Here is a 24,266-nt window from a genome sequence, read left to right as displayed (position 1 = left end):
GGCCGGACAAGGATCGTCTGGCTCAGCGCGTCGGAACGGGATGCTCGCCGCGATAGTCGTAGAAGCCGCGCCCGGTCTTGCGGCCGAGCCAGCCGGCTTCGACATATTTCACCAGCAGCGGGCAGGGGCGGTACTTGGAATCCGACAGGCCGTCATGCAGCACCTGCATGATCGACAGGCAGGTATCCAGGCCGATGAAATCCGCCAGCTGCAGCGGTCCCATCGGATGGTTGGCGCCGAGCCGCATGGCGGTGTCGATGGCGTCGACCGAGCCGACGCCCTCATAGAGCGTGTAGATCGCTTCGTTGATCATCGGCAGCAAGATGCGGTTGACGATGAAGGCCGGGAAATCCTCCGAGACCGTGATCGTCTTGTCGAGCTGCTTCACATAGGTCTTGGCCGCCTCGAAGGTCTGGTCCTCGGTGGCGATGCCGCGCACCAGTTCGACCAGCTTCATCAGCGGCACCGGGTTCATGAAATGTATGCCGATGAAGCGCTCCGGCCGGTCGGTCTGCGCCGCAAGCCGCGTGATCGAGATCGATGAGGTGTTGGTCGCGAGTATGGCTTCGGGATTGAGCTGCGGACAGAGCTGCGCGTAGATCTTGCGCTTGACCGTCTCGTCTTCCGTCGCCGCCTCGATCACCAGATCGGCGCCGGCCAGATCAGCCATCGCCGGTGCCGAAGCAATTCGCCCCATCGCCTCGTTGCGCAGCTTTTCGTCAAGCTTGCCGGACCCAACCTGGCGGGCCATGTTGCCGCTGATGGTGGCGATGCCCTTCTCGATACGGTCGGGCGAAATGTCGTAGATGAGCACCTTGTAGCCCGAAAGCGCGGAGACGTGGGCGATACCCCCACCCATCTGCCCTGCGCCGATGATGCCGATCGTCTCGATCTTGCTCATTACACCGATCCCGTCGAAAAAGGCCTTTGCGGCCTGCTTTTTGTGCGGTGCAAACTAAAAGGGCGGGGCGACTTCGTCTACCCCACCCCAGGCATTTAATACGCTTTGCCAGACAGCGTCAAAGCGCCTTCTGCAACTCCGGCAGGACGACGAAGAGATCGCCTACGAGGCCGTAGTCGGCAACCTGGAAAATCGGCGCCTCTTCATCCTTGTTGATGGCGACGATGACCTTGGAGTCCTTCATGCCGGCGAGGTGCTGGATGGCGCCGGATATGCCGACCGCGATGTAGAGATCGGGAGCGACGACCTTGCCGGTCTGGCCGACCTGCCAGTCGTTCGGAGCGTAGCCGGCATCGACCGCCGCGCGCGAAGCGCCGACCGCCGCGCCGAGCTTGTCGGCGACGGGCAGGATGACCTCCTGGAACTTCTCCGAGGAGCCGAGCGCGCGCCCACCCGAAATGATGATCTTGGCCGAGGTCAGTTCCGGGCGGTCCGTCTCCGAGAGCTTGTTCTCGACAAAGGTCGAGAGGCCGGGATTGGCCGCCGCCTTGACGGTCTCGACCGCTGCCGAACCGCCCTCGGGCGCTGCCTGGAAAGAGGCGGTGCGCACGGTGATGACCTTCTTGGCGTCGGTCGACTGCACGGTCTGGATGGCGTTGCCGGCATAGATCGGCCGCTTGAACGTGTCTGGCGAGACCACTTCGATGATCTCGGAGACCTGCGCGACATCGAGCAGGGCCGCGACGCGTGGCGCGACGTTCTTGCCCGACGAGGTCGCCGGCGCGATGATGGTATCATAGCCGCCGGCCAGCGACACGACCAGTGCGGCCGTCGGTTCGGCGAGGCGCTCGGCGAGTTCGTCGGCTTCGGCGAGCAGCACCTTGGTGACGCCCTTGAGCTTGGCTGCGGCATCCGCTGCACCCTTGGCGCCCTTGCCGGCCACCAGCACATGCACGTCCGAGCCGATCTGCAGGGCGGCCGAAAGCGCCTTGGCGGTCTGGTCGGAAAGGCTGGCGTTGTCGTGTTCGGCGATGAGGAGAATTGCCATTTTATCTATTCCTTCCGATCTCAGAGCACGCCGGCTTCGTTCTTGAGCTTGTCGACCAGTTCGGCGACGCTCTTGACCTTGACGCCCGCCTTGCGGCCGCTCGGCTCCTCGGTCTTGATGACCTTGAGGCGCGGCTTGACGTCGGCGCCGTAGTCGGCGGGCGATTTCTCGTCGAGCTGCTTTTTCTTGGCCTTCATGATGTTGGGCAGCGAGGCATAGCGCGGCTGGTTGAGGCGAAGGTCGGCGGTGACGATCACCGGCATCTTCAGTTCCACCGTCTGCAAGCCGCCATCGACTTCACGCGTCACTTTGGCCTTGTCGCCGTCGATCACCACCTTGGAAGCGAAGGTGCCTTGCGCCCAGCCGAGCAGCGCCGCCAGCATCTGGCCGGTCTGGTTCGAATCGTCGTCGATCGCCTGCTTGCCGAGGATGACGAGGCCGGGCTGTTCGGCATCGACAACACCCTTCAACACCTTGGCGACGCCGAGCGGCTCGGTCTGTTCGTCGGTCTTGACCAGGATGGCGCGGTCGGCACCCATGGCGAGCGCGGTGCGCAAGGTTTCCTGCGCCTGCTGCGGGCCGATAGAGACGACGATGATTTCCTCTGCCTTGCCGGCTTCCTTGAGACGGATCGCCTCTTCGACCGCGATCTCGTCGAACGGGTTCATCGCCATCTTGACGTTGGCGAGTTCCACCGCCGAACCATCAGCCTTCACGCGAACCTTCACGTTCGCATCCACAACCCGCTTCACGGGCACAAGGATCTTCATTTGCCTGTCACCTCTTCACGCTAGTTGGGCGCGCTATAACAGCTTGCGCCCTTTCTGAGTTGTCGAAAGCCGACATTCCTGACGGAATTCCGGCCAGACGGAATTCCGGCCGGATGGAAATTCTGGTCTCTGCTCGCCTTGGGCTGCTCCTTAACAACCTTGGGCTCAGACGGAGACGTTTCCGTAGTTGGGGCAATCCCTGACGTCAATACGCTGCAAGCGCCTCAAATCGGTTCAGTTTGAGCCAGAAGGGTTTCCCCGGCCCCAGCGCGCCGCGGTGGCCGGCGGCTCGGGCGCCGCCGGTTCGGCGGCAACCGGCGGCTGGTCTGGGGTGGGAACCACGGCATCCTCGTCGGCGGCGGCAAAAAGCGGCACGCCACGGCTGCGCAGGACAAGCACCAGCACCGCACCGGCGATGATGCCGCCGATGTGGCAGGCCCAGGAAATCTGGTCCTCGCCACCGGTTGCGAACATGACGACCTGGAACAGCACCCACAGGATGAGCGGGATGAACGCCGGAATGCGCAAAGGGATGCGGGCAAAGGCCAGCACCCAGACCTTCACCCTGGGATAGAGGATGAGATAGGCGACGACGACGCCGGCGATGGCGCCGGAGGCGCCGATCAGGGGCACTTGCGAATCCCAGGCGACGAGCCCTTGGAAGGCAGCGCCGGCGACCGCACACAGGAGATAGAAGATCAGGTAGCGGACGTGACCGAGCGCGTCCTCGACATTGTCGCCGAACACCCACAGGAACAGCATGTTGCCGCCGAGATGGAGGATGTCGGCATGCAGGAAGGAATAGGTTAGGTAGCTCAGGCTTTCCGGGATGACGACGAAGCGAGGGTCGAGCTCGGCCGTGTTGTGAACGACCGATGGAATGAAGCCGAGGCCAAGCACCGCCGCATTGGTGAAATTCTCGCCACCGAGTGCGGTGGCGCAATAGACCAGCGCGTTGAGCACGATCAGGCCGATTGTCACATATTGCAGGCGGATATGGCGCAGCCTGTTGGTATCGTAAAGCGGGATGAACATCGGTCGCCGGCCCCCTCCGCTTTTCGATCCGTTCAGCGGTTCTTGCCGGGAACCCATAGCACGTCGGCATTTCCATTGTCATTGACCGCCCGGGCGGCGACAAACAGGAAATCCGAGACGCGGTTGATGTATTTCAGCCCGTCCTGGTTGACATGTTCCACCGGATTCTGGGCGAGCGCCACCATCAGACGTTCGGCCCGACGTGCCACTGTGCGGGCGAGATGCAGTGCCGCCGCCGCCGCCGTGCCGCCGTTGAGCACGAAGGATTTGAGCGGCTGGAGGTCCTTGTTGAGGAGGTCGATGTCCTTCTCGACGCGGTCGGTCTGCACGGCCACGATACGCAGCGGCTCATAGCCGAGCGGCTTGCCGTCATCGGGCACGGCAAGGTCGGCGCCGAGGTCGAAGAGATCGTTCTGGATGCGCGACAGCATGGCATCGATCGCCGGGTGGCTGGCTGCCGTGTGCACGCGCGCCATGCCGATGCAGGCGTTGGCTTCGTCGACCGTGCCGTAGGCATCGACCCGCAGGTCGGATTTCAGCCGCCTTTCGCCGGTGCCGAGACCCGTCGTGCCATCGTCGCCGGTGCGGGTGTAGATCTTGTTGAGCTTGACCACGTCGTCTCCCCCGCCGCCGATATTCTTACTTGCGCGTGAAATACACGGCCAGCAGGATCAGCACCAGCGCCACGGCCTGCAGCATGACGCGCGCCTGCATCAGCTTGTTCGAAGTGACGCCGGAACCGCCACGCATCATGTTGATCAGGCCTCGGATCAGCACGATCACCACGGCGGCCATGACCAGAATGGCGAGGATGTTGAAGACGGTTGCCATTGTTGCGTTTCCAGTTGTTTCGCGTTCAGGCGCGCTTGGCCATCAGGCGGTAGAGTATCGATGCCGGCAGGAAGCGTTTGAGCGCCGCGCCGATCTTGGCCGGCACCGTTACCACATAGTGCGGGCGCGGGCGCCGCGACAGAAGTGCATGTCGCAGAACCTTGTGGACCACTTCCGGTCCAGGCTTCAGCGCCGATTGGCTGCCGCCGGCGCGCAGCCGTTCCAATTGCGCGGTATAGTCGGCGCGGTGCACGGAATTCTCGATGTCGATGTTTTTCAGGAACCAGGGCAGGCCGTTGCTGGCGATCCTCGATTTCACCGGCCCCGGTTCGATCAGCGAAACATGGACGCCGCTGCCTTCCAGTTCCTGGCGCTGGCAGAGCATCAGCGCCTCGAGCGCGTGCTTCGATGCCGAATAGGCGCCGCGAAAGCGCACCGGCACCAGGCCAAGGATCGACGAGCAATGGACGAGACGGCCATGGCCCTGGCGGCGCATCACCGGCACCAGCCGGCGGGTCAGGTCGTGCCAGCCGAAGAAATTGACCTCGAATTGCCCTTTCAGCGCGGCCACCGAGAGATCCTCGACCGCGCCGGCCTGGGCGTAGGCGCCGTTGTTGAAGAGTGCGCCAAGCCTTCCGTCCGTGCGGTCGAGCACCGAAGTCACCAAAGCGGCGATGGAGTCCGGTTCGCTGTAGTCGAGGTAGAATGCCTCGATACCGTCCGCTTCGAGCGCGGCGATGTCTTCCGGCTTGCGCGCCGTCGCGAACACCCGCCAGCCTTCCGACTTGAGCGCCCGGGCGCAATAGGCGCCTATGCCGGAGGACGCACCGGTGACGATGATGGTGCGCAACTCTGTCGCTGGCGAATTCGTGGTTTGATGAAGGGTTGCCATTTGCCGCATTCACTTCCCATATTCGCGGCGTCGAGACAATCGAAGGGAGCGCGGGTTCTTGCTGCGGAATATTGTCGCCCTGCGCCGCGTGCTCTACGACGCGCTCGGTCATTTCAACACCGACGACGGCTGGGCGATGGCCAGCCATCTGGCTATCACCTCGCTGATGGCGCTGTTTCCGTTCCTGATCTTCGCCACGACGCTGGGCAGCTTCCTCGGCGCCCAGGCCTTCGCCGACACGGCGGTGCACCTGGTCTTCGACACCTGGCCGGACCAGATCGCCAAGCCGATCGCGCACGAGGTGCTGAACGTGCTGACGGTACGGCGCACCGACCTTTTGACCTACGGCGTGCTGCTGGCCGCTTACTTCGCATCAAACGGCATCGAGGCGCTGCGCACCTCGCTCAACCGCGCCTATCGGGTCACCGAAACGCGCGGCATCATCTACCGCCGGGTGCAGAGCATCTTCTTCGTGCTGATCGCGACGGCCGGGTTCCTGGCGATCAGCGTGCTTTTGGTGTTCGCACCCTTGCTGGCGCGGTTGGCGGAAGCCCATTTCGAATGGATCAAACCCTATACCGGGACGATCACGCTGTGGCGTTACGTCATCGCCTCAGCCGTCATCATCGGCGGGTTGTTTGCCGTGCATTACTGGCTGCCGGCCGGCAAGCGCCGCTTCGTCTCGCTGGTGCCGGGCATCATCTTCACACTGGCCGCATGGCTTGTCGGCTCGACGATGTTCGCCACCTATCTCGACCATTTCTCGTCCTATGTGACAACCTATGCCGGTCTCGCTTCGATCATGATCGCGGTGGTTTTCCTTTACATCGTCTCGGCGATCTTCATCCTCGGCGGCGAGCTCAACGCCGCGATCAGCCGCTATCTGGAGGCGCGCGCGCGGGTTGGGTGAGGCGATAGCGGCGCCAGAAACGGCTGTTAATTCCTCAACTCTCTCTTTGCCTGCCGCGCCGTTGCCAGGCCGACGCCGAAGGTGGTGATCGCCATGCCGACAATCTGCAGCGCGTTGAGCTGCTCGTCGAACAAGGCCCAGGCAATGATCGCCGTCACCGCCGGCACCAGGTAGAACAGCGAGGCGACTTTCGACATTTCGCCGTCGCGGATCATCACCATCAACAGGAAGATAGCGCCGAGCGACAGCACCAGCACCAGCCAGGCCATGGCGAAGATCAGTTCGCCGTTGATGACGACGGTGTGCGTTTCGAAGGCGAGCGCGGCCAGGATCATCAGCGCGGCGCCGCCGACATATTGCCACATGGTCGCCGCCACGAGGTCGCCGCCGGAGGCAAAGCGCTTCTGCCAGATGGTGCCGGCGCTCATGCCGAGCACCGAGACCAGCGAGGCGGTCAGCGTCGCCGTAGTGACGCCGCCGCTAAGCGCCCCGAGCTTTGGCCACAAGACGATGACGATGCCGATCAGGCCGATGCCAAGGCCAAGCCAATGGCGCGGCAGGATGGCCTCGCCCAGAAACTTGCCGGCAAGTACCGCGGTGATCAGCGGCTGCAGGCCGACGATCAGGGCTGAAAACCCGGCCGGCATGCCCCTGTGGATGGCCCAGAAGACGGCACCGAGATAGACGCCGTGCATCAGCACGCCGGCGCCGGTGGCGTGCAGCGCCTCCTCGCGGGTGGCCCGCTTCGACCCCAGCACCAGCATCAGTACGGCCAGCAGGATAGCGGCGATGACGAAACGCGCGGCAAGGAAGGTGAACGGCTCCGCCCAAGGCATGGCGTAGCGCGCGCCGATGAAGCCGGTCGCCCACAGGACAACGAAGGTGGCGGGGATGAACCGCTTGATGCTGTGCATTTTCCGGAAACCGCGACGCTGGTGAGACCTGACCGTGGCGTTGCTCTAGTCCGGTTCAGCCGGGCGCGCAAAATGAAACGATTGATCCATGCATCACGGGAATTCAATCGCTGGTGAAGGCCCCCCGTGTTTTTCCCGGAATTTCGCCGGATCAGAGGCCAATCATCCGCCTGATGTCGTCAGGTGTCGCCCCGGCCCCGCGCAGCGTGGCAAGTCCGGTGTCGCCGAGGCTCTTAGACAGTTTTCGGCCGTCCGGTCCGAGGATGAGCCGATGGTGGAAGTAAGCGGGCCGCGGCAGGCCAAGCACTTCCTGCAGCAGGCGCTGCACGCCGGTGGCGGAAAACAGATCCTGGCCGCGCACGACATGGCTGATGCCCTGCAGCGCATCGTCCATGACGACGGCGAGGTGGTAGCTGGTCGGGATGTCGCGGCGCGCCACGATCACATCGCCCCAGTCCTGCGGGCGGGCCTCGACCGAACGCGTCGCCGATAGCGTCTCGTCGGTGAATTCGGCCCATGCGAGATCCCTGCCGACACGCGCCATGACAGCATCGGTATCGAGCCGCCAGGCGAAGGGTTCGTTATCGGCGATGCGCCGTTTGCGTTCCTTCATCGTCAGCGCCTTGTCGGACGGGGGGTAGAGCGGCACGCCGTCGGGGTCGCGCGGCCAGTCGCGCCCGCGCCTTTCGCTGTCGGCGATGAAAGCCCTGATGTCGCCACGGCTCATGAAGGCGGGATAGACCAGTTCCTCGCCGATCAACTGCTGAAGCACCGCCTGGTACTCGCCAAAATGCTCGGACTGGCGGCGGACCGGCTGTTCCCAATCAAGGCCCAGCCATTTCAGATCGGCGAGCACGCCGGCCTCGAATTGCGGCGTGCAGCGCGCCATGTCGATATCCTCGATACGCAGCAGCAGGCGGCCGCCGCCGGCCCTTGCCAGCTTCTGGTTGAGCAGCGCCGAATAGGCGTGGCCGAGATGCAGGTCGCCATTGGGGCTGGGCGCGAAGCGGAATGTCAGGAGCGTCATGTCTCGAGCGGCAATCGGGTTGTGCAGCGGTTTTGGCCGTTGCTACTTTGCGGCACATTCGCGGACAAGGATATCATGCAACGCATCGCGACACTGGACGACATTGCGCGCGGGCTCGATGCGCTTTGCATCATCGATCCGCGCCTGGAAAAGGTGCGCGGCATGGCCGGCGAAGTCCCACTCAGGCTTTCCGAACCAGGATTCAGGAGCCTGGCCTCGATCATCGTCTCGCAGCAGGTCTCCCGCGCCAGCGCCGATGCCATTTTCGGCCGGCTGACGAAGCTCGTCGATCCGCTGACGCCGCAGGCGATCCTGGCCGCCGGCGAGGACATGTTTCGCGAGGCCGGCCTGTCGCGGCCCAAGCAGCGCGGCCTGATCGCGGTTGCCGAGGCCGTTGCCGGCGGGCTCGACCTCAACCATTTGTGTTCGCTCGATGCAACCGAGGCGATCACGACGATGACGGCCGTGCCGGGTATCGGCCCCTGGACGGCGGAAGTGTACCTTCTGTTCGCCGCCGGGCACCCCGACATTTTCCCGGCGCGCGATGTCGCGCTGCAGAGCGCGGTCGGCCATGCGCTCGGCATAGATCCGCGTCCGCCGGAGAAAACACTGATCGCACTGGCCGAATCATGGAGCCCGTGGCGAGGTGTCGCATCGCGGCTTTTCTGGTCCTATTATCGCGAAACCAGGGGCAGGGACGCCGCGCCGCCGTCCTGAATCCGCAAAAAAGCATAAAAATCGAGGGTTTTTGACGCTTCGGGCAAACGACAATCCGCTTCACATCCCTGTCATGTCGGGCTTACAGTATCCGCGCCGTTCGGGTCTAGAACCAAGGAGGTAAACACGTGACGGTTGCCGTATCTCCGGATGGGCTTCCAGCACTGGTGCTGAATGCGGATTACCGTCCGCTCAGCTATTACCCCTTGTCGCTCTGGTCCTGGCAGGACGCCATCAAGGCGGTGTTCCTCGACCGGGTGAACATCGTCGCCGAATACGAGCACGCGGTGTCCTCGCCGACCTTCTCGATGAAGCTGCCGAGCGTGGTCAGCCTGAAGGCCTATGTGAAGCCGTCCAGGCACCCGGCGTTCACCCGCTTCAACGTCTTCCTGCGCGACCGCTTCCAGTGCCAGTATTGCGGCACGCCCGACGATCTGACCTTCGATCATGTCATTCCCCGCCATCGCGGCGGCGCCACGACCTGGGAGAATGTCGTTGCCGCCTGTTCGCCCTGCAATTTGAGGAAGGGCGGCATGATGCCGGCGCATGCCAAGATGTGGCCGCTGCAGAAGCCGTACCAGCCGACCGTGCATGACCTGCACAACAATGGCCGGCTGTTCCCGCCCAACCATCTGCATGAAAGCTGGATGGATTATCTATACTGGGATGTCGAACTCGAACCATAGAGTTCGGCACAAATTCGCCATGCTGGCCGCCTGACGCGGCTTTCTGCGCTTTCGCGTTCTACTGCGTCGCAGTAGAACCGAGCTCACGTACTTCAGTAAGCTCCGCTCCAGTTCTCGAAAGCCGCGCCATTCGACTCAGCCTTCCGAATTTCTGGCTGCCGATTTCTGGACGAACTCTGCGCCGCGCCGGTTCAATCACGGGCCAGCGCGCCGCGGAAGGCGACGGCCGCCAGTATAAGGCTGGCGATGGCGTTCCAGCCGGCGAGCGACAGGCCCAGTATGCGCAGGGCGGCCTTGTCGCAGGAGGGCGGCACGAATTTGTCGAGCGCGTCGAGAACGCCCTTGCCACCGGTGTCGACCGGCCCGGCGCCCGCCGTGCAGTCGGTCGGGCCGGCCCACCACTGCCATTCGACACCGGAATGGTAGACGCCGAGATAGAGGCCGTAGAGCATCAACAGGCCGCCGACAGCCAGCAGGCCGCGCGTCAGCCAGGCCGGCGCGCGCAGCATCGAGGCAATCACCGCCAGCACCATCAAAGGCGCGCCGACATAGTAGGGAGTGCGCTGTTCCAGGCAGAGGTGGCAAGGGATATAGCCGCCAATGTACTGGAAGCCGAGCGCCGAACCGACGGTCGCGGCCATCGCGACCGCGAGAAACAAGGCTGCCCGCGTTCGCTGGCGTCCGGTGTCGGCAGTCATGGTCGCTGTCATGGTTCTTTTGTCCGTTGAATTCGTCGGCCGCCTAAAATGCGTATCTGACGAGGATATAGAGCAAAATCAGGGCAGCGGCGCCGGCCCCGACAATCAATCCCAAGCGCTTTTCGATGAACTCCCGGATCGGTTCGCCATAGCGGCGCAGCAGCCAGGCCAGCAGCAGGAAGCGGGCACCGCGCGCCAAGATGGCCGAGACGACGAAGACAACAAGATTGACGTGAAGCGCCCCGGCCAGAATAGTGACCACCTTGATCGGCGGCAGGTGCGCAGCGCCGGATGTTACGAGCAGCACCAGCATCAGCCCGGTGCCGGACGACTGCCACTTCTCGAAAGTGGCAATGCCGCCGAAGTGCTCCAGGATCGGCCGTGCTATCGTGTCATAGGCATAGTAGCCGATCAGCCAGCCGGCAATGCCGCCCAGAACGGACGCAACAGTGGCGGTCAGCGCGTAGCGATAGGCACGTTCGGGGCGCGCCAACGCCATGGGCAGGAACAGCACGTCGGCCGGTATGAAAAACACCGAGCTTTCAACGAAAGCGATGAAGGCCAGCCACCATTCCGCGGATTTGCGCGCCGCCAGCGACAGGGTCCAGTCATACAGTCCGCGAAGCATCGGCTCTCCTATGCGTGTCGCCCAAAAGTCGTCAGATGCCCGAGGCAAAAGCATGCGCCGCCTGTCTAGAAAGATTTTCCGCGCTGCACAATGGCAGCACTGTCACCAAATCAAAAGGCGAAGATTGGTCGCAGCCGGGGCAACTGAGAATTGGCCAGTTGACGAACAGGCCTCCAACCGTATAGTCCGCGCCCATCCAGGCCGTCCGGCCTGAGCCCCTATGGCGGAATTGGTAGACGCGCTCGACTCAAAATCGAGTTCCGCAAGGAGTGCTGGTTCGATCCCGGCTAGGGGCACCACCCTTCGCTCTCCGAGCTTCGGATGGCGAGCCACTCGCTGACGTCGTAAATATCGCGCACTTGCCTAGGGCTGCGGCAGGCCTTTTCCGCAACCGGCTGCGACACGCGTTCGAGGCAGGCCTCTTGGCGGAATGCCGCCCTACCGCATGTTGCCGGTATGGCCCTGCGAGTATCTGCCGGGCTGAGGCCAGACCGTCAGTCCATGAGGCTCGACGCCAACCGGAATCTTCGTGACAGCGCCCGACATGGTGTCGATCATGTAGACCTCGCTGTCGAAGCGGCCGGATAGCCACAATTGCTTGCCGTCGGCGCTGACATTTCCCATGTCGGGGCTGCCGCCACCCGGTATGGGCCATTGCGCGATGACCGAACGGGTGGCGAAATCGATGACGGTCACGCTGCCGGGCCCCTTTGCACGGCCTTGCTCCATCTTGTGCGAGCCGCGGTTGGAAACGTAGAGCTTCGTTGCGTCACGGCTGACGACAAATCCATGCGTGCCGATGCCGGTGGCGATGAAGCCGATCTCGGAAAAGCTGTCTCCGTCGATCAGGAACACGCCGTCGTTCATCATGTCGGCGACATAGAAGACCTTGCCGTCGGGGGAGAGCCTGACGTCCTGCGGCATGCCCATCTTCGACAGTGCGAGGTGGCCGAGCACCTTCTGATTTTTCAGGTCGACCTTCAGAAGGCCGCCGGCGCCATATTCGCAGGTGAAGATGGCATAGGCGTTGTCGGCTGAAAAATCGGCGTGATTGATGCCCGGGCAGGTTGGCGTCGGGATGGTTGATTTCAGCGCCATGGTCTGCGGATCGCGCAGGTCGAGCCGCTGGTAGGCTTCATCGACAATGATCGCCGAACTTCCATCCGGCATGAAGTATATGTTGTAGGGATCATCGACCGGAATTTCGTGACCCGCCTTGGCGGTCTTGGGGTCGATGGGCGTCACGCTGCCCTTGCTGGTGCCGCTGGCATTGTTGGCGACCCAGAGCGTCTTCAAATCCCAGGACGGAACGACGTGCTGGGGTCTGAGCCCGACAGTGAACCTGTCCACTTCCTTCAGGGTCGTCGTGTCGATGACCGATACGCTGTTGGACGAACGGTTTGGCACATAGACGCGTGGCAACGCGCCGGCGGTAGCTGGGCTCAAATGATCGGCCGTCGTCTGGCTGTAGATGTTGACGGGATGGCGCGAAGGCGGGGGCTCGCTACAATCCTCTGGGCATGAGCCAGCCGAGGCCGGCGCCGACAAGAGCGCGAGCGACAACACGAGCGGCGCGCAGAAGCTCGTGAAACACCGGTATGTCTTGATCATTTGGGCGGCTGCTTTGCGATGAACCCGCGGATTGCTTCGGTCGTGCCATTGACGATCAGATCCACGCCGATCTGGCCAAACTCGGCCGATGATCGTGCCGGGTCGCCACCATAGACGCCGTCGCTGGCATCGAGCTTCGGCGTGGCCTCGAGCCGGTCCTTGCGCACCATGGAGGGATCGATGGCAAGCATGAGCGATGTGTCGGCCAGGCCGGCATGCGTCCCGATCTCCGGCCGCGTCGCGCCGGCCGACAAAAGCTTGTCGATGTAGGCGCCCTGGGTGATCTGGTAGTATTCGCGCGCCGCAAAGACCCGGACCGGGGTTTTGCGCCATTCGGCATTCAAGCGATCGGCAACGAGGCTCTCGTCGGCTTGATAGCCGCCATGGTCTCCGATCAGGACGATGGTCGTGAAGCCGTGGAGCTTGAAGCTGCGGGCCGCGGATTCGAGCAGCTGCTCGAAGGTCTTGTCGCTGATGGTGATCGTTCCGGGAAACCGCATATGGGCGGTCGGCGGATCGATGCTCCCTTCCGGCACATAGGAGATCACCGGGGCAACCAGGGCGTTGCCCAACTGGCTGGCGATCTTTCCAGCCAGGAATCTGACCCGTACATTGTGCTTGCCCAAGGCCATGGCAGGACCGCTCTGTTCGGTGCCGCCTATCGGGACAATGATCGTGGTCGTGCCGGCGCCGACCAGATCGCGCAGTTCGGTCCAGGTCTTGTCTTCGAGGAAGACCGACCCATTGGCGGCGTTCGCTGCCGACAAGGGAGCCGACAGGGCCCAAACTGCGACAGCGGCGCTCGCGAAACTGAACCTGTGCCGTGCGATCATTCCTGCCTCATACCTCACAGCGGAACGGGCAAAGCCGCGCGCCGATTTGTGGAGTTTTGCGATTGCCGTGAGCCTCGGGACGTCGGCCGCCTATGCTGTCGCGGTCGTTCCGGATCATGGATTATCGCCGCCGTAACAAACTCTTCATGCGATTGCGCAGCAGGCGGGCCATGTTGCGGGTTTCGCGGTAGAGATGCAGCTGCGAGGCGGCTTGCCGCGCCAGGCGGTCGGCGTCCGGCGTCAGCCCGATCACCAGCGTGCCGATCGGCTTGCGTTCGCTCCACAGCCTGCTCATCACCGGATGGTCCGGCACCGCGCAGGAATCGGTCATCATGATGTTGGGATCGTCGAGATGCTGCCTGGTGACCTCGATCATCAGCAGCGTGCCGGGCGAATAGGCAGCCAGCGTCTCGTCGTAGGCCGTCTTCCAGGTATAGGCGACGCCGGCCTCGACGAAGACGATCAGGCAGGCGATGGTGCGGCCGTCGAGCGTCAGTGAATGGATGCGGCACATGTCCTGCTCGGCGAGCCGATGCACGGCCTCGCGGGCGAAGGCGGCGCGGAAGCGGTCGATCGCCATGGCGGTGCGCTCGCGGCCTTTCCAACCTGACGCTTCCAGCGTCAGGAAGCCTTCGATGGCATGGCGGATTTCTTCCGGACCGCGCGCCACCAGATGCTCCAGCTTGCCGAGGTCGGCAAGGCGGCGCTTGAGGCGGCGGAACTCGCGATAATGGTGCGAGCGCAGCGAAGCCTTCAGATAGTCGTCGCCATCGGCCTGGCTCTCAAGAACCGGGCGCATCGTCTGGCTGGTGGGGACCAGCGTCAAGCCACGGGTCTCGGCGACGGTGCCGATCAGGCTCGCCACGGGACCATCCAATCTGATGTCGGGCAGGACGAAGACTTTCGGCAGCTTGAGGTGTGGGCGTGACAGCATCGAGAAGAAATCCTCGACGACGCCGACCGGGTCGTCGCGGTCGATGAGCGGCGTGCCGAGCGGACCGAACGGGCTTGCCCAGGTGCGCATCACCGGTACGCCGAGCGGCACCACCGGGCGCTCCACCGAAATCGGAACCAGCAGGCGCAGCCGGTTGCGGTATTCGTCGCCGTCGCGGATCACCGCCAGCCGCACCTCGCGATCCTCCAGCCGGGGCATGGCCGGCGCCAGGAAGCGCGGGTTGAAGAAGACGTTGGGCTCGATCGTGCGGGCGCAGAGATAGTCCAGTTCCTCGACCAGATCGAAGCCGGCGGACGCCGGATAGATGGCAAGCTTGCGCTCGGGCCGGTTGTTGGCGAGGATTTCGATATGGGCGGGGTCGGGGTCGCGCGCCAGTCCGGCAAGGCCGGACACCATGGCGCCGGCGGTGCCGCCGCTGGTTTCCTCGAGCAATGGGATGGCGGCCATCAGGCGGCTCCTTTGGCTGGCACGAAGATCGCCATGACGATGCCGAGCTTGCGCCACACCGTGAAGGACAGGGCGCTGGCCTCGAAGACCATGGCAAAGGCGGTGGCCATGGCCGCGCCCCACAGGCCGAACATCGGGATCAGCACCACGTTAAGGCCGATGTTGAAGGCCAGTGTCATGGCATAGACGGCGGCGCAGATGTTCTGGTTCCCGCTCATGGTCAGCAGGCTTTCGCATGGACCGACGGCGGCGCGCGCCACGACGCCGAAGACGAGCAGGAACAGCAGTGGATAGCCCGACGTGAATTCCGGGCCGAACAGCACCAGCATGGGTTCGCCAAGCACCAGCACCAGCAGCGCCATCAGCAGCGAAGGCCAGAAGGTCCACGACACGGTCTCGCGGGCAAAGGCGGCGAGCTTTTCCGGCTCGCCATGGGTGAACTGCGCATAGCGCTGGGCAACGCCAGCCTTGACGGCGAAATAGACGAAATGCACCAGCGCCAGCGTCTTGACCGTGGCGAAATAGACGGCCACGTCATTCGGATCCATGTAGGCGCCGACCATCAGCACGTCGGCATTGGTGAGCAGGAAGAAGAAGCCTTCGACCAGGAAGATCGGCAGCGAGACGATGAACCATTGCGCGAAATGCACCTTCATCGGCCCGGCCGGAATCTGCCTTTCCATCCGGTGCGTGACGCCGATCAGCTGCGCGAGCGTGGTGACATAGGTGGCGGCGATCGAGGCGAAGATCGCCGTCCTGGCATCAGCGGCGTAGCCGGCACGGAGCATCAGCGCCATGAACAGCAGGATGAGGACGGGCCGGATCAGGTAGGTTGGCGACAGGGCGAACAGCGCCCATGAATTGGCGCGCGCCTGGCCTTGCAACAGATCCGACACCGCGATCATAGGCAGGCAGATGACGCCGAGGATGAACGGTATCACGTAGTAGTTCTCGATCCATGGCGCCGCCAGCCAGACGCCCAGCGCGCCGAGCCCGGCGATGGACGTCGAGGCGATCAGCACGAACAGGCGGCTGGCCACGACGATGCCGCGCAGCTCGTCCATCAGGCCGCGCTCGCGATATTCGGGAATGAAACGGATGACCGAGGTATGGAAGCCGAGGCAGGCGAGATTGCCGACGATGACCATCGTCACCCAGACAAGCACGAAGATGCCGTATTCGAACGAGCCGATCCAGCGCGCCATCAGCACCTGGCTGATGAAGGCGATGACTGCGCTGACGATGCGGATGGAGAAGGCGATGACCGACATGCGGCCGGCCTCGCCGCGTTCATCGGCGGTGAAAAGCACGGCGTCGATGCGGCCAAGCAACGGCTCCACGCGCAGCGCCAAACGCTGCGGCAGGAACCGCCCGGCTGTCGTGGCCGCGGAAAAGCGCACCCCGAATATTCTCCGTTTTCCGCCTCTTTTTCAGGCTGTGGTGTAGCGGAGACACCTTAAGAAACGGTTGGGTGGGGAGCAGTCCGCGCAGCGGACGAACAGCCAACGATTTGGCTTTTCGAGCGACGAACGCCCGGAGCCATAGCGGAGGGCCGGCAGGCGCCTAAGTGGGTGAAGCCAAGAAACCGCTTTCCCAGATCCGCCGTGTTGCGGACACCAACGGCGATACGATTAGAGCGAAATAGGCGGAATCTTGAAAGTAGCGCCGCCCCTCATCCGCCCTTCGGGCACCAGCCTTTCGCTATCGCTCCGGGCGTTCGTTATTCGAAAAGCCAAGCAATTGGCTTTTCGTCCGCTGCGCGGACCACGCCTCACCCCCGTGGAACGGGGAGAAGGAAGAGCGCTACGCCTTTACGCGAAAGCGCCGTGGCAGTGCTTGTATTTCTTGCCGGAGCCGCAGGGGCAGGCTTCGTTGCGGCCGACCTTGCCCCAGGTGGCCTGGTTGTTCGGGTCGCGGTCTTCGGGGGCGACGATGACGTTTTGATCCTGGCGCACCAGAAGGGCCGTTTCGCCGCCTTCGAAATCGTTCTCGCCGGTGGTGCCGTCAATGTGCGTGCCGAACATGTCGGGTGTTTCCGGAGGCGGGGCTTCGGCGGCCTGGCGGACCAGTTCGACGCGCATCAGCTGCGCGGTGACAGCTTGGCGCAGATTGCCGAGCATCGCCTGGAACAGCTCGAAGGCCTCGCTCTTGTACTCCTGCAGCGGATCGCGCTGGGCGTAGCCGCGGAAACCGACGACCGAGCGCAGATGGTCGAGATTGACGATGTGCTCGCGCCACAGATGGTCGAGCGTCTGCAGCACGACGGAGCGTTCGACATAGGTCATCACCTCGGGACCGAAGCGATCGGCGCGCTCCTTGGCGGCGGCGTCGGCGGCCTGCGTGATGCGCTCGCGAATGTCGTCCTCGGCGATGCCTTCTTCCTTGACCCAGTCCTCGACCGGGAGGTCGAGATTGAGGAATTCGGTGACCTCGGCCTTCAGGCCGGCGACGTCCCATTGCTCGGCATAGGCGTTTTCGGGAATGGCCTTGGCGACGATCTCGTCGATGACGCCCTCGCGCATTTCGGCGATGGTCTCCGACAGGCCTTCGCCGTCCATCAGCTCGATGCGCTGCTCGAACACCACCTTGCGCTGGTCGTTGGAGACGTCGTCATATTTCAACAGGTTCTTGCGGATGTCGAAGTTGCGCGCCTCGACCTTCTTCTGCGCCTTTTCCAGCGCCTTGTTGATCCATGGGTGGATGATCGCCTCGTCTTCCTTGAGGCCGAGCTTCTGCAACATGCCGTCCATGCGCTCGGAGCCGAAGATGCGCATCAGATCGTCCTGCAGCGACAAGAAGAATTTCGAGCGGCCGGGGTCGCCTTGGCGGCCGGAGCGGCCTCTGAGCTGGTTGTCGATACGGCGCGATTCGTGACGCTCGGTGGCGAGCACGTAGAGGCCGCCGGCGGCGAGCGCCTTTTCCTTCAGGCGCTCGATGTCGGCGTTGATTTCCTTCTCGCGCGCCTCTCGCTCGGGCCCCGCGGGCATGTCGCCCAGTTCGTCGGCGATGCGCATCTCGGCATTGCCGCCGAGCTTGATGTCGGTGCCGCGGCCGGCCATGTTGGTGGCGATGGTGATGGCGCCGGGCTTGCCGGCCTGAGCGACGATCGCCGCCTCACGCTCGTGGTGGCGGGCGTTCAGCACCTCGAAATCCTTGAAGCCTTCCTTGCGCAGGCGCTCCGCCAGTTGCTCGGACTTCTCGATCGAGGTGGTGCCTACCAGCGTCGGCTGGCCCTTGGCGCTGGCCTCGCGGATCTCCTTGACGATCGCCTTGTACTTCTCCTCGACCGTCCGGTAGACCTCGTCGTCCTCGTCCTTGCGGATGACCGGCAAATTGGTCGGGATCTCGGTGACTTCGAGACCGTAGATGTTGCCGAATTCCTCGGCCTCGGTCAGCGCCGTGCCGGTCATGCCGGACAGCTTCTTGTAGAGGCGGAAGTAGTTCTGGAAGGTGACGGAGGCGAGCGTCTGGTTCTCCGGCTGGATCGCAACATGCTCCTTGGCTTCCAGCGCCTGGTGCAGGCCTTCCGAATAGCGGCGGCCCGGCATCATGCGGCCGGTGAACTCGTCGATGATGACGATCTCGCCGTTGCGCACGATATAGTCCTTGTCGCGCTGGAACAGCCGGTGCGCCTTCAGCGCGTTGTTGACGTGGTGGACGATGGCGACGTTCTCGACGTCGTAGAGCGACTCGCCCTTGAACAGGCCGGCATCGCGCAGCAGGTTCTCCAGCTTCTCGGTGCCTTCCTCGGTGAAGATCGAGGTCTTCTGCTTCTCGTCGATCTCATAATCCTGCGGCTGCAGCTGGATGATGAAGGTGTCGATGGTGTTGTACATTTCCGAGCGGTCCTCGAGCGGACCGGAAATGATCAGCGGCGTGCGCGCCTCGTCGACCAGGATGGAATCGACTTCGTCGACGATCGCGTAGTTGTGGCCGCGCTGCACCATCTGGGCGCGCTCGTACTTCATGTTGTCGCGCAGATAGTCGAAGCCGAGCTCGTTGTTGGTGGCATAGGTGACGTCGGCCGCGTAGGCGGCGCTGCGTTCCTCGTCGGAAAGGCCGTGGACGATGACGCCGACCGAGAGGCCGAGGAATTTGTAGACGCGACCCATCCATTCGGAGTCGCGGGTGGCGAGATAGTCGTTGACGGTGACGACGTGGACGCCCTTGCCGGCGAGAGCGTTGAGATAGACCGGCAGCGTCGCGACCAGGGTCTTGCCCTCGCCGGTACGCATCTCGGCGATGCCGCCATTGTGCAGCACCATGCCGCCGATCAACTGGACGTCGAAGGGGCGCATGCCGAGCACGCGGCGTGCCGCCTCGCGGGCGGTGGCGAAGGCCGGGATCAGCAGGTCGTCAAGGCTGGCGCCGTTGGCGATATCCTGGCGGAATTTTTCCGTGCGCCCGGCGAGTTCGGCGTCGGAGAGCGCCCGCATCTCGTTTTCCATGGCGTTGATCGCCTCGACACGGGGCCGGGTCGATTTGACCCGACGGTCGTTGGAGGAACCGAAAACCTTACGGGCGAGACCGCCGAGACTGACCATCCAATGGCCCTTTCGATAGAATTCTCAATCTTGAGACAGGCGCCGGCCGGCCCCATCAAATCCGCGTGAACGCACCGCCTGAATGCGGGCAAACACAAAAAGCGCCCGGAAAACGGTTCTGGACGCAAAGTCGTTGGACAGATAAGAGGGGGCTCAACTGATGTCAACGCCGCGCTGGCCCTGCCGGTCGCGCCAAATTCCGCCACAATCTGGCTGATCTGGAAGCCACCCCTCCTTACAATCCTCCACCGGAGTCATCCTTATGCCCTTGTTGTTCCGCCGTGCGTCGCTTGCCAGCCTTGGTTTGGCCTTCGGCCTGTCGGCTCTTTGCCTGTCGCCCGTCATGGCGCAGGAAACCGCTCCTGCTGCTCCGGCCGATGCCGCCGCGGCCCCCGCGGCAGCGCCGGTCGATCCAAACGCGGTGGTCGCCACGGTCAACGGCCAGCCGCTGACTGAAGCCGATCTGGTGCTTGCCGAAGGCGAACTGTCGCAGCAATTCGCGCAGCTGCCGCCCGAACAGCGCCGCGCCGCGGCCCTATCGGCCGCCATCGAGATCCGCGTCATGGCCGCCAAGGCCGTTACCGACGGCCTCGACAAGGACCCCGACTTCCAGCGCCGCATGGCTTTCCTGCAGCAGCGCGCGCTGCATGGCGAGATGGTCGAGAAGGGTGTCGTGGCCAAGGTCACCGACGCCGAGATCCGCGCCCGCTACGACCAGGAAATCGCCAACACCCCGCCGGTCAACGAAGTGCATGCCCGTCACATCCTCGTGAAGACGAAGGAAGAGGCCGAGGCGATCATCAAGCAACTCGACGGCGGCGCCGATTTCCAGAAGCTCGCAAACGAACACACCAGCGATCCCTCGGGCAAGTCCAATGGCGGCGACCTCGGCTGGTTCGGACCTGGCCAGATGGTGCCGGAGTTCGACAAGGCAGCCTTCGCGCTCGAGGTCGGCAAGTACACCGAGCAGCCGGTGCAATCGCAGTTCGGCTGGCATGTCATCAAGCTCGAGGACAAGCGCGCCAAGCAGCCGCCGGCCTTCGACGACGTCAAGGACCAGGCCAAGCAGGCTGTCATCCGCGACAAGTATTTCGCACTGGTCAAGTCGCTGCGCGCCGGCGCCAAGGTTGAGATTCCGGACGCCAAGCTGAAGCAGGCCGTCGATACGATGGAAGCCGGCAAGTAAGCCTGGACGATTTTTTCATGGAAAGGGCGCGGCAGCCAAGGGTTGCCGCGCCCTTTTTGTTGGCCGCCCCAGAGCGGTTCAGCGTTTGATGGAATCGCCGAACCGCTCTAACTCCTTGTTTTTACGCAATTCCCAAGGGGAAGCGCTATGCGCTTCTCCTGGGAAAACCGTTACACACTTTTCCTGGAATTGCTCTAGCGCTGTCCGCCGGGCGCCTCTATGCCTTGCAGGAGGTAGCGGACCATCTTGCGTATCGTCGCCTCGGGCTCGTCGAGCCGGTTGATCAACAGATGCCGCCAGGCATAGGAAGCGACGAGATCGGCGACCACGGCCGGGTCGATATCGCCGGCGATCTCACCCCGTGCCTTGGCGCGTTCGACGATCTGGCCGGTGTGGGTGCGGCGCCCTCCGGCATAACCTGCAAGGGCCGCGGCGGCGGTTTCATCTGACTGCGCCTCGGCGATCAGCGACTTGAAGATACTGCCCGACGATGTCTCGCGCCAGTGCGTGAACAGGTTGATCAGGAAGCCGACGAGATCCTCTTCCAGGCTCGCGGTATCGGGGATGTCGACGCGCTTCTGGCGCTGATAGACCTCCAGCAGCAGGGCCGCCTTGCTCGGCCACCAGCGATAGATGGTCGGCTTGCCCGCGCGCGCACGCCGCGCCACCGCCTCGATCGAGAAACCGGCATAGCCGGCCTCGATCAGCACGGCTTCGGCAGCCTCCAAAATCGCATCGGCGCTGTCGGGATTGCGCCGGGCGCCAATCGATTTGCGTGCTGGATCGGCGATTTTGCCCATTAACCGTTCCTCCCAAAGCGGTTGCTCGTCCCGGCTGAAACGACAACCTGCCGGCAACTGTTCGCCTGTCCCGCCCCGGGAAAAGCGCGCGTTCCTTTGCAGCATCCCAGCGGACGCCAATAAGCCATCTGGCCGCAAAATGTGCCGACGCCAAGAGACGTTCATACATCATCGCTTGACGAAACGGAACGGTTCGTTCTATTCAACGAAACGTTCCGTTCCGATGGGTATCGCCATGACGACCATTATCGCATCCGGCTCAGCCCCCGCCGAGACGACAATCTCGAATTGGATGACCTTCTTGCTGGCGGCCGCCTGCGGGCTGATCGTTGCCAACATCTATTACGCGCAGCCCTTGATCGGCCCGATCGGTGCCGAGCTTGGCCTGCCGCCACATGCGGCCGGCCTGATCGTTACGATGGCTCAGATCGGCTACGTGGTAGGCCTGCTCTTTATCGTGCCGCTTGGCGACCTTATGGAGAATCGCAGGCTAGTGCTTGGCATACTCGCCGTTGCAACGCTCGCCTTGCTGGGCGCGGCGATTTCAACGCGGCCGGCGGCCTTTCTGGCCGCGATGCTGTTTGTCGGCCTGGGCTCGGTCGCGGTGCAGAGCCTTATCCCCTATGCCGCGCACCTGGCGCCGGAAGCCAGGCGTGGCCGCGTGGTCGGCAATGTCTCGGTCGGGTTGTTGCTGGGGATAATGCTGTCACGCCCGTTCTCCAGCTTCATCACCGCGCTGTCGTCCTGGCATGTGGTCTACTTCACCTCCTGCACTGTCATGATCCTGCTGATCGTGGTGCTGCGGTTTGCGCTGCCCAGGCGCGTGCCGACCGCACGTCTGAGCTACGGCGCGCTTTTGTCGTCCATGGTCGACATTGCGCGCACGACGCCGGTGCTGAGACGCCGGGCGCTTTATCAGGCGTTCCTGTTCGCGGCTTTCAGCCTGTTCTGGACGACGACGCCGCTGCTGCTGGCCGGGCCTGATTATGGCTTGACGCAGAGCGGCATCGGCTTGTTCGCGTTGGCCGGCGTCGCCGGCGCGATCGCCGCGCCGCTCGCGGGAAGGGTTGCCGACCGCGGATGGAGCCGGCCGGCGACCGTCTTTGCCATGCTGTGCGTCGCCGTGGCGTTTCTCATAACCCACATCGCCCGCAGCGGTTCGCCGCTTTCGCTGGCGTTGCTGGTCGCGGCCGCCATCGTGCTCGACTTCGGGGTGCAGGCCAACCTTGTCCTCGGCTATCGCGACCTGTTCGCGTTCGGCGCCGCGCATCGCAGCCGCCTGAACGGGCTTTACATGGCGACATTCTTCATCGCCGGTGCGATCGGCTCGGGCGTCGGCGGTTGGGCCTACGCGCAAGGCGGCTGGCCGCTGGTGTCCTGGATCGGCCTGGCGCTGCCGGTTGCAGCGCTGCTCTGTTTCGCGGCCGAGTTCATTTCGCGCGAAAGCGCGTGAATTCGCGCCCGGATCAACGCGTCATTGCATTGCTTGCGAGGTTTCGGATTCGATGCGCCAGCCGTCCTCGGCCTTGACCAGCCCGAGCGTGACCCGCGCCTTGCCGGTCAGCCGCGCCGCCGCCTTGTCCTTCGGCACATAGTCATAGCGCATGGCAAAGGCGGCATCGGCGCGGTCCGCGCCATGCGGGGTGATCTCCAGGCTGCCCGGTTCCAGCCCGAGCGACCACGAGGCCCATTGCGCGAACCAGTCGGTCTTCACCTTGACGATGGCATCGGCGTCGTAGCGTGAACCGAAAATGGTGGCCGACGAGCCGTAGATCCGCCTGACGGTCTCGCTCATCGCCTTGGCGTCCGGCGTCAGGTAGTCCCGGCGCAGGAATTTTTCGATCGAGGCCTTGTCGTCTCCCACCGAGCGCTCCAGCGCCGCAACCTGCGAGGCCGGCGCCGGCTCGGCCGCCGCCTTGGGCTCCGGGGCAGGCCCATCACCTGGGACGAATTCAAAGCGTTCGAGCAGCGAACCCTGCTCCCAGGGGCGCTGGCCTTCGCGGGTTTGCGAAACCACGTCGCGGCGCACCGTGATCATCATGTCATTGATGCTCTGGCCCGGCTCGGCGATGTGCCGCAAGAGGGCGGCGGCAAAAGGCGAGTTGCGCCCGGTGCCGTCCATGGCGACGGCGCCCGGCGCCGTCGAAAAGGCGATGAACGAGCCGCGCGTCGAATCGAACTGCGCCAGGCCGGCGAGCGCCGTCGCCGAGCGCGTGGTGGCGGTGCGGCTTAGACCGCGGGCAAACGGGTTGTTGCGGCAGGCGTCGAGAAACACCAGGCTGACCTTGGTCTGCTGTTCCATGATGTCGAGGACTTCGTCGATCGGCACCGCTTCGAGCTGCAGCTTGACCGGCATGTCGAGCCTGGCGTCGACCGGTACGATGTAATTGCGTCCGTCGACCTGCAGGCCGTGGCCGGCATAATAGAAAAGCCCGACCCCGGCACCTGCGAGGGCATCGGAGAATTCTCCGATGCTGCGTTCAAGCTCGCGCTTGCCGAGATCATTGCCTTCGATGACCTCGAAACCGATTGAACGCAGCTTGTCGGCGATATCGAGCGCATCGTTGACCGGATTGGCCAGCGTGCCGGCCTCGGCATAGGTGCCGTTGCCGATGACGAGCGCCACGCGCCGCGCCGGCTCAGCGTCGGCGCGCAACAGAAGAAGACCCAGAAACGCCCACGCGAGGATCGCAAGCCTGCCCATGGGCACGATCATAGCGCCACAGGCCCTGGCGACGCCAACGGATTTGAAATGCAGGCTTAATCCGGCTTGGTCCACCGCCCGGCAGGCGCGGCGAAAACGCCCTTGCGCCGGCGCCCCGTATCGGGCAAA

23 protein-coding genes and 1 tRNA gene are annotated in these 24,266 nt (G+C 63.8%); 6 read left to right on the top strand and 18 right to left on the bottom strand.

Annotated features, from left to right (window positions below; translation table 11 throughout):
- Positions 1 to 22: 22 nt before the first annotated feature.
- The 7 genes from A3AU_RS0117760 to A3AU_RS0117730 all read right to left on the bottom strand — a co-directional run bounded on the left by A3AU_RS0117760 (position 23) and on the right by A3AU_RS0117730 (position 5,477).
- On the bottom strand, positions 23 to 901 hold the full coding sequence (locus A3AU_RS0117760) for a 3-hydroxybutyryl-CoA dehydrogenase (protein ID WP_027054054.1): 879 nt from the start codon (positions 899 to 901) through the stop codon (positions 23 to 25).
- 118 nt (positions 902 to 1,019) lie between these two features.
- A complete protein-coding gene (locus A3AU_RS0117755) occupies positions 1,020 to 1,949 on the bottom strand; it encodes an electron transfer flavoprotein subunit alpha/FixB family protein (RefSeq protein WP_027054053.1) in 930 nt (309 codons plus the stop codon).
- A 20-nt stretch (positions 1,950 to 1,969) separates the two neighbouring features.
- On the bottom strand, positions 1,970 to 2,719 hold the full coding sequence (locus tag A3AU_RS0117750; RefSeq protein ID WP_027054052.1) for an electron transfer flavoprotein subunit beta/FixA family protein: 750 nt from the start codon (positions 2,717 to 2,719) through the stop codon (positions 1,970 to 1,972).
- 234 nt (positions 2,720 to 2,953) lie between these two features.
- On the bottom strand, positions 2,954 to 3,754 hold the full coding sequence (locus A3AU_RS0117745; RefSeq protein WP_027054051.1) for a rhomboid family intramembrane serine protease: 801 nt from the start codon (positions 3,752 to 3,754) through the stop codon (positions 2,954 to 2,956).
- A 32-nt stretch (positions 3,755 to 3,786) separates the two neighbouring features.
- Entirely contained in the window at positions 3,787 to 4,368 is a 582-nt protein-coding gene (locus A3AU_RS0117740) for a cob(I)yrinic acid a,c-diamide adenosyltransferase (RefSeq protein WP_027054050.1), read from the bottom strand.
- A gap of 25 nt (positions 4,369 to 4,393) precedes the next feature.
- The gene (locus tag A3AU_RS0117735; protein ID WP_027031242.1) at positions 4,394 to 4,585 is read right to left on the bottom strand and encodes a twin transmembrane helix small protein; all 192 of its coding nucleotides are present in this window, start codon (positions 4,583 to 4,585) and stop codon (positions 4,394 to 4,396) included.
- Positions 4,586 to 4,610: 25 nt separating this feature from the next.
- A complete protein-coding gene (locus A3AU_RS0117730; protein ID WP_081709576.1) occupies positions 4,611 to 5,477 on the bottom strand; it encodes an SDR family oxidoreductase in 867 nt (288 codons plus the stop codon).
- 58 nt (positions 5,478 to 5,535) lie between these two features.
- Between A3AU_RS0117730 and A3AU_RS0117725 the strand changes: the two genes are divergently transcribed.
- Positions 5,536 to 6,387, top strand: coding sequence for a YihY/virulence factor BrkB family protein (locus A3AU_RS0117725; protein ID WP_027054048.1), 852 nt, complete (start codon positions 5,536 to 5,538; stop codon positions 6,385 to 6,387).
- Between the two features lie 26 nt (positions 6,388 to 6,413).
- On the opposite strand, the gene A3AU_RS0117720 is transcribed toward A3AU_RS0117725, so the two are convergent.
- Positions 6,414 to 7,301: a DMT family transporter gene (locus A3AU_RS0117720; RefSeq protein WP_027054047.1), complete on the bottom strand. Its 888-nt coding sequence runs from the start codon at positions 7,299 to 7,301 to the stop codon at positions 6,414 to 6,416.
- Positions 7,302 to 7,452: 151 nt separating this feature from the next.
- Positions 7,453 to 8,328: a tRNA glutamyl-Q(34) synthetase GluQRS gene (gluQRS, locus tag A3AU_RS0117715; RefSeq protein WP_027054046.1), complete on the bottom strand. Its 876-nt coding sequence runs from the start codon at positions 8,326 to 8,328 to the stop codon at positions 7,453 to 7,455.
- Positions 8,329 to 8,403: 75 nt separating this feature from the next.
- Here gluQRS and A3AU_RS0117710 point away from each other — a divergent pair, with 75 nt between their 5' ends.
- Both A3AU_RS0117710 and A3AU_RS0117705 read left to right on the top strand, forming a co-directional pair.
- Positions 8,404 to 9,045, top strand: a complete 642-nt coding sequence (locus tag A3AU_RS0117710; protein ID WP_027054045.1) for a DNA-3-methyladenine glycosylase family protein — start codon at positions 8,404 to 8,406, stop codon at positions 9,043 to 9,045.
- A 128-nt stretch (positions 9,046 to 9,173) separates the two neighbouring features.
- Positions 9,174 to 9,731, top strand: coding sequence for an HNH endonuclease (locus A3AU_RS0117705; protein ID WP_010911702.1), 558 nt, complete (start codon positions 9,174 to 9,176; stop codon positions 9,729 to 9,731).
- Positions 9,732 to 9,922: 191 nt separating this feature from the next.
- Here the strand turns inward: A3AU_RS0117705 and A3AU_RS0117700 are convergent, their stop codons facing one another.
- Both A3AU_RS0117700 and A3AU_RS0117695 read right to left on the bottom strand, forming a co-directional pair.
- On the bottom strand, positions 9,923 to 10,441 hold the full coding sequence (locus A3AU_RS0117700) for a disulfide bond formation protein B (RefSeq protein ID WP_027054044.1): 519 nt from the start codon (positions 10,439 to 10,441) through the stop codon (positions 9,923 to 9,925).
- Between the two features lie 31 nt (positions 10,442 to 10,472).
- Entirely contained in the window at positions 10,473 to 11,057 is a 585-nt protein-coding gene (locus tag A3AU_RS0117695; RefSeq protein WP_027054043.1) for a YqaA family protein, read from the bottom strand.
- A 214-nt stretch (positions 11,058 to 11,271) separates the two neighbouring features.
- Here A3AU_RS0117695 and A3AU_RS0117690 point away from each other — a divergent pair.
- Positions 11,272 to 11,356 (top strand) — tRNA-Leu (locus tag A3AU_RS0117690).
- A gap of 139 nt (positions 11,357 to 11,495) precedes the next feature.
- Here A3AU_RS0117690 and A3AU_RS0117685 read toward each other — a convergent pair.
- The 5 genes from A3AU_RS0117685 to secA all read right to left on the bottom strand — a co-directional run bounded on the left by A3AU_RS0117685 (position 11,496) and on the right by secA (position 19,447).
- Positions 11,496 to 12,503 (bottom strand): YncE family protein, encoded by a 1,008-nt coding sequence (locus tag A3AU_RS0117685; RefSeq protein WP_245235515.1) that lies wholly within the window; start codon positions 12,501 to 12,503, stop codon positions 11,496 to 11,498.
- Between the two features lie 161 nt (positions 12,504 to 12,664).
- Complete coding sequence (locus A3AU_RS0117680; protein WP_245235514.1) at positions 12,665 to 13,435, bottom strand: creatininase family protein; 771 nt, start codon at positions 13,433 to 13,435, stop codon at positions 12,665 to 12,667.
- Between the two features lie 187 nt (positions 13,436 to 13,622).
- Positions 13,623 to 14,903, bottom strand: coding sequence for a GNAT family N-acetyltransferase (locus A3AU_RS0117675; RefSeq protein WP_027054040.1), 1,281 nt, complete (start codon positions 14,901 to 14,903; stop codon positions 13,623 to 13,625).
- Positions 14,903 to 16,303 carry a lipopolysaccharide biosynthesis protein gene (locus A3AU_RS0117670; RefSeq protein ID WP_027054039.1) on the bottom strand — a complete coding sequence of 467 codons (1,401 nt, stop codon included), beginning with the start codon at positions 16,301 to 16,303 and terminating at the stop codon, positions 14,903 to 14,905. Before A3AU_RS0117670 ends, A3AU_RS0117675 begins: the two co-directional genes overlap by 1 nt.
- A 411-nt stretch (positions 16,304 to 16,714) precedes the next feature.
- Positions 16,715 to 19,447: a preprotein translocase subunit SecA gene (gene secA, locus A3AU_RS0117665; RefSeq protein ID WP_027054038.1), complete on the bottom strand. Its 2,733-nt coding sequence runs from the start codon at positions 19,445 to 19,447 to the stop codon at positions 16,715 to 16,717.
- 262 nt (positions 19,448 to 19,709) lie between these two features.
- On the opposite strand from secA, the gene A3AU_RS0117660 reads away from it, so the two are divergent.
- On the top strand, positions 19,710 to 20,633 hold the full coding sequence (locus A3AU_RS0117660) for a peptidylprolyl isomerase (RefSeq protein ID WP_027054037.1): 924 nt from the start codon (positions 19,710 to 19,712) through the stop codon (positions 20,631 to 20,633).
- 194 nt (positions 20,634 to 20,827) lie between these two features.
- On the opposite strand, the gene A3AU_RS0117655 is transcribed toward A3AU_RS0117660, so the two are convergent.
- A complete protein-coding gene (locus tag A3AU_RS0117655) occupies positions 20,828 to 21,433 on the bottom strand; it encodes a TetR/AcrR family transcriptional regulator (protein ID WP_027054036.1) in 606 nt (201 codons plus the stop codon).
- Positions 21,434 to 21,668: 235 nt separating this feature from the next.
- On the opposite strand from A3AU_RS0117655, the gene A3AU_RS0117650 reads away from it, so the two are divergent.
- Positions 21,669 to 22,886 carry an MFS transporter gene (locus A3AU_RS0117650; protein WP_027054035.1) on the top strand — a complete coding sequence of 406 codons (1,218 nt, stop codon included), beginning with the start codon at positions 21,669 to 21,671 and terminating at the stop codon, positions 22,884 to 22,886.
- A gap of 21 nt (positions 22,887 to 22,907) precedes the next feature.
- On the opposite strand, the gene A3AU_RS0117645 is transcribed toward A3AU_RS0117650, so the two are convergent.
- Positions 22,908 to 24,137 (bottom strand): caspase family protein, encoded by a 1,230-nt coding sequence (locus A3AU_RS0117645; protein ID WP_027054034.1) that lies wholly within the window; start codon positions 24,135 to 24,137, stop codon positions 22,908 to 22,910.
- Positions 24,138 to 24,266 lie beyond the last annotated feature (129 nt).

Origin of the sequence: Mesorhizobium erdmanii USDA 3471, assembly GCF_000472705.1 — a bacterium.
GTDB lineage: Bacteria > Pseudomonadota > Alphaproteobacteria > Rhizobiales > Rhizobiaceae > Mesorhizobium > Mesorhizobium erdmanii.
The sequence above is the reverse complement of the archived record's forward strand: the minus strand, read 5'-3'. Positions and strand labels throughout refer to the sequence as shown.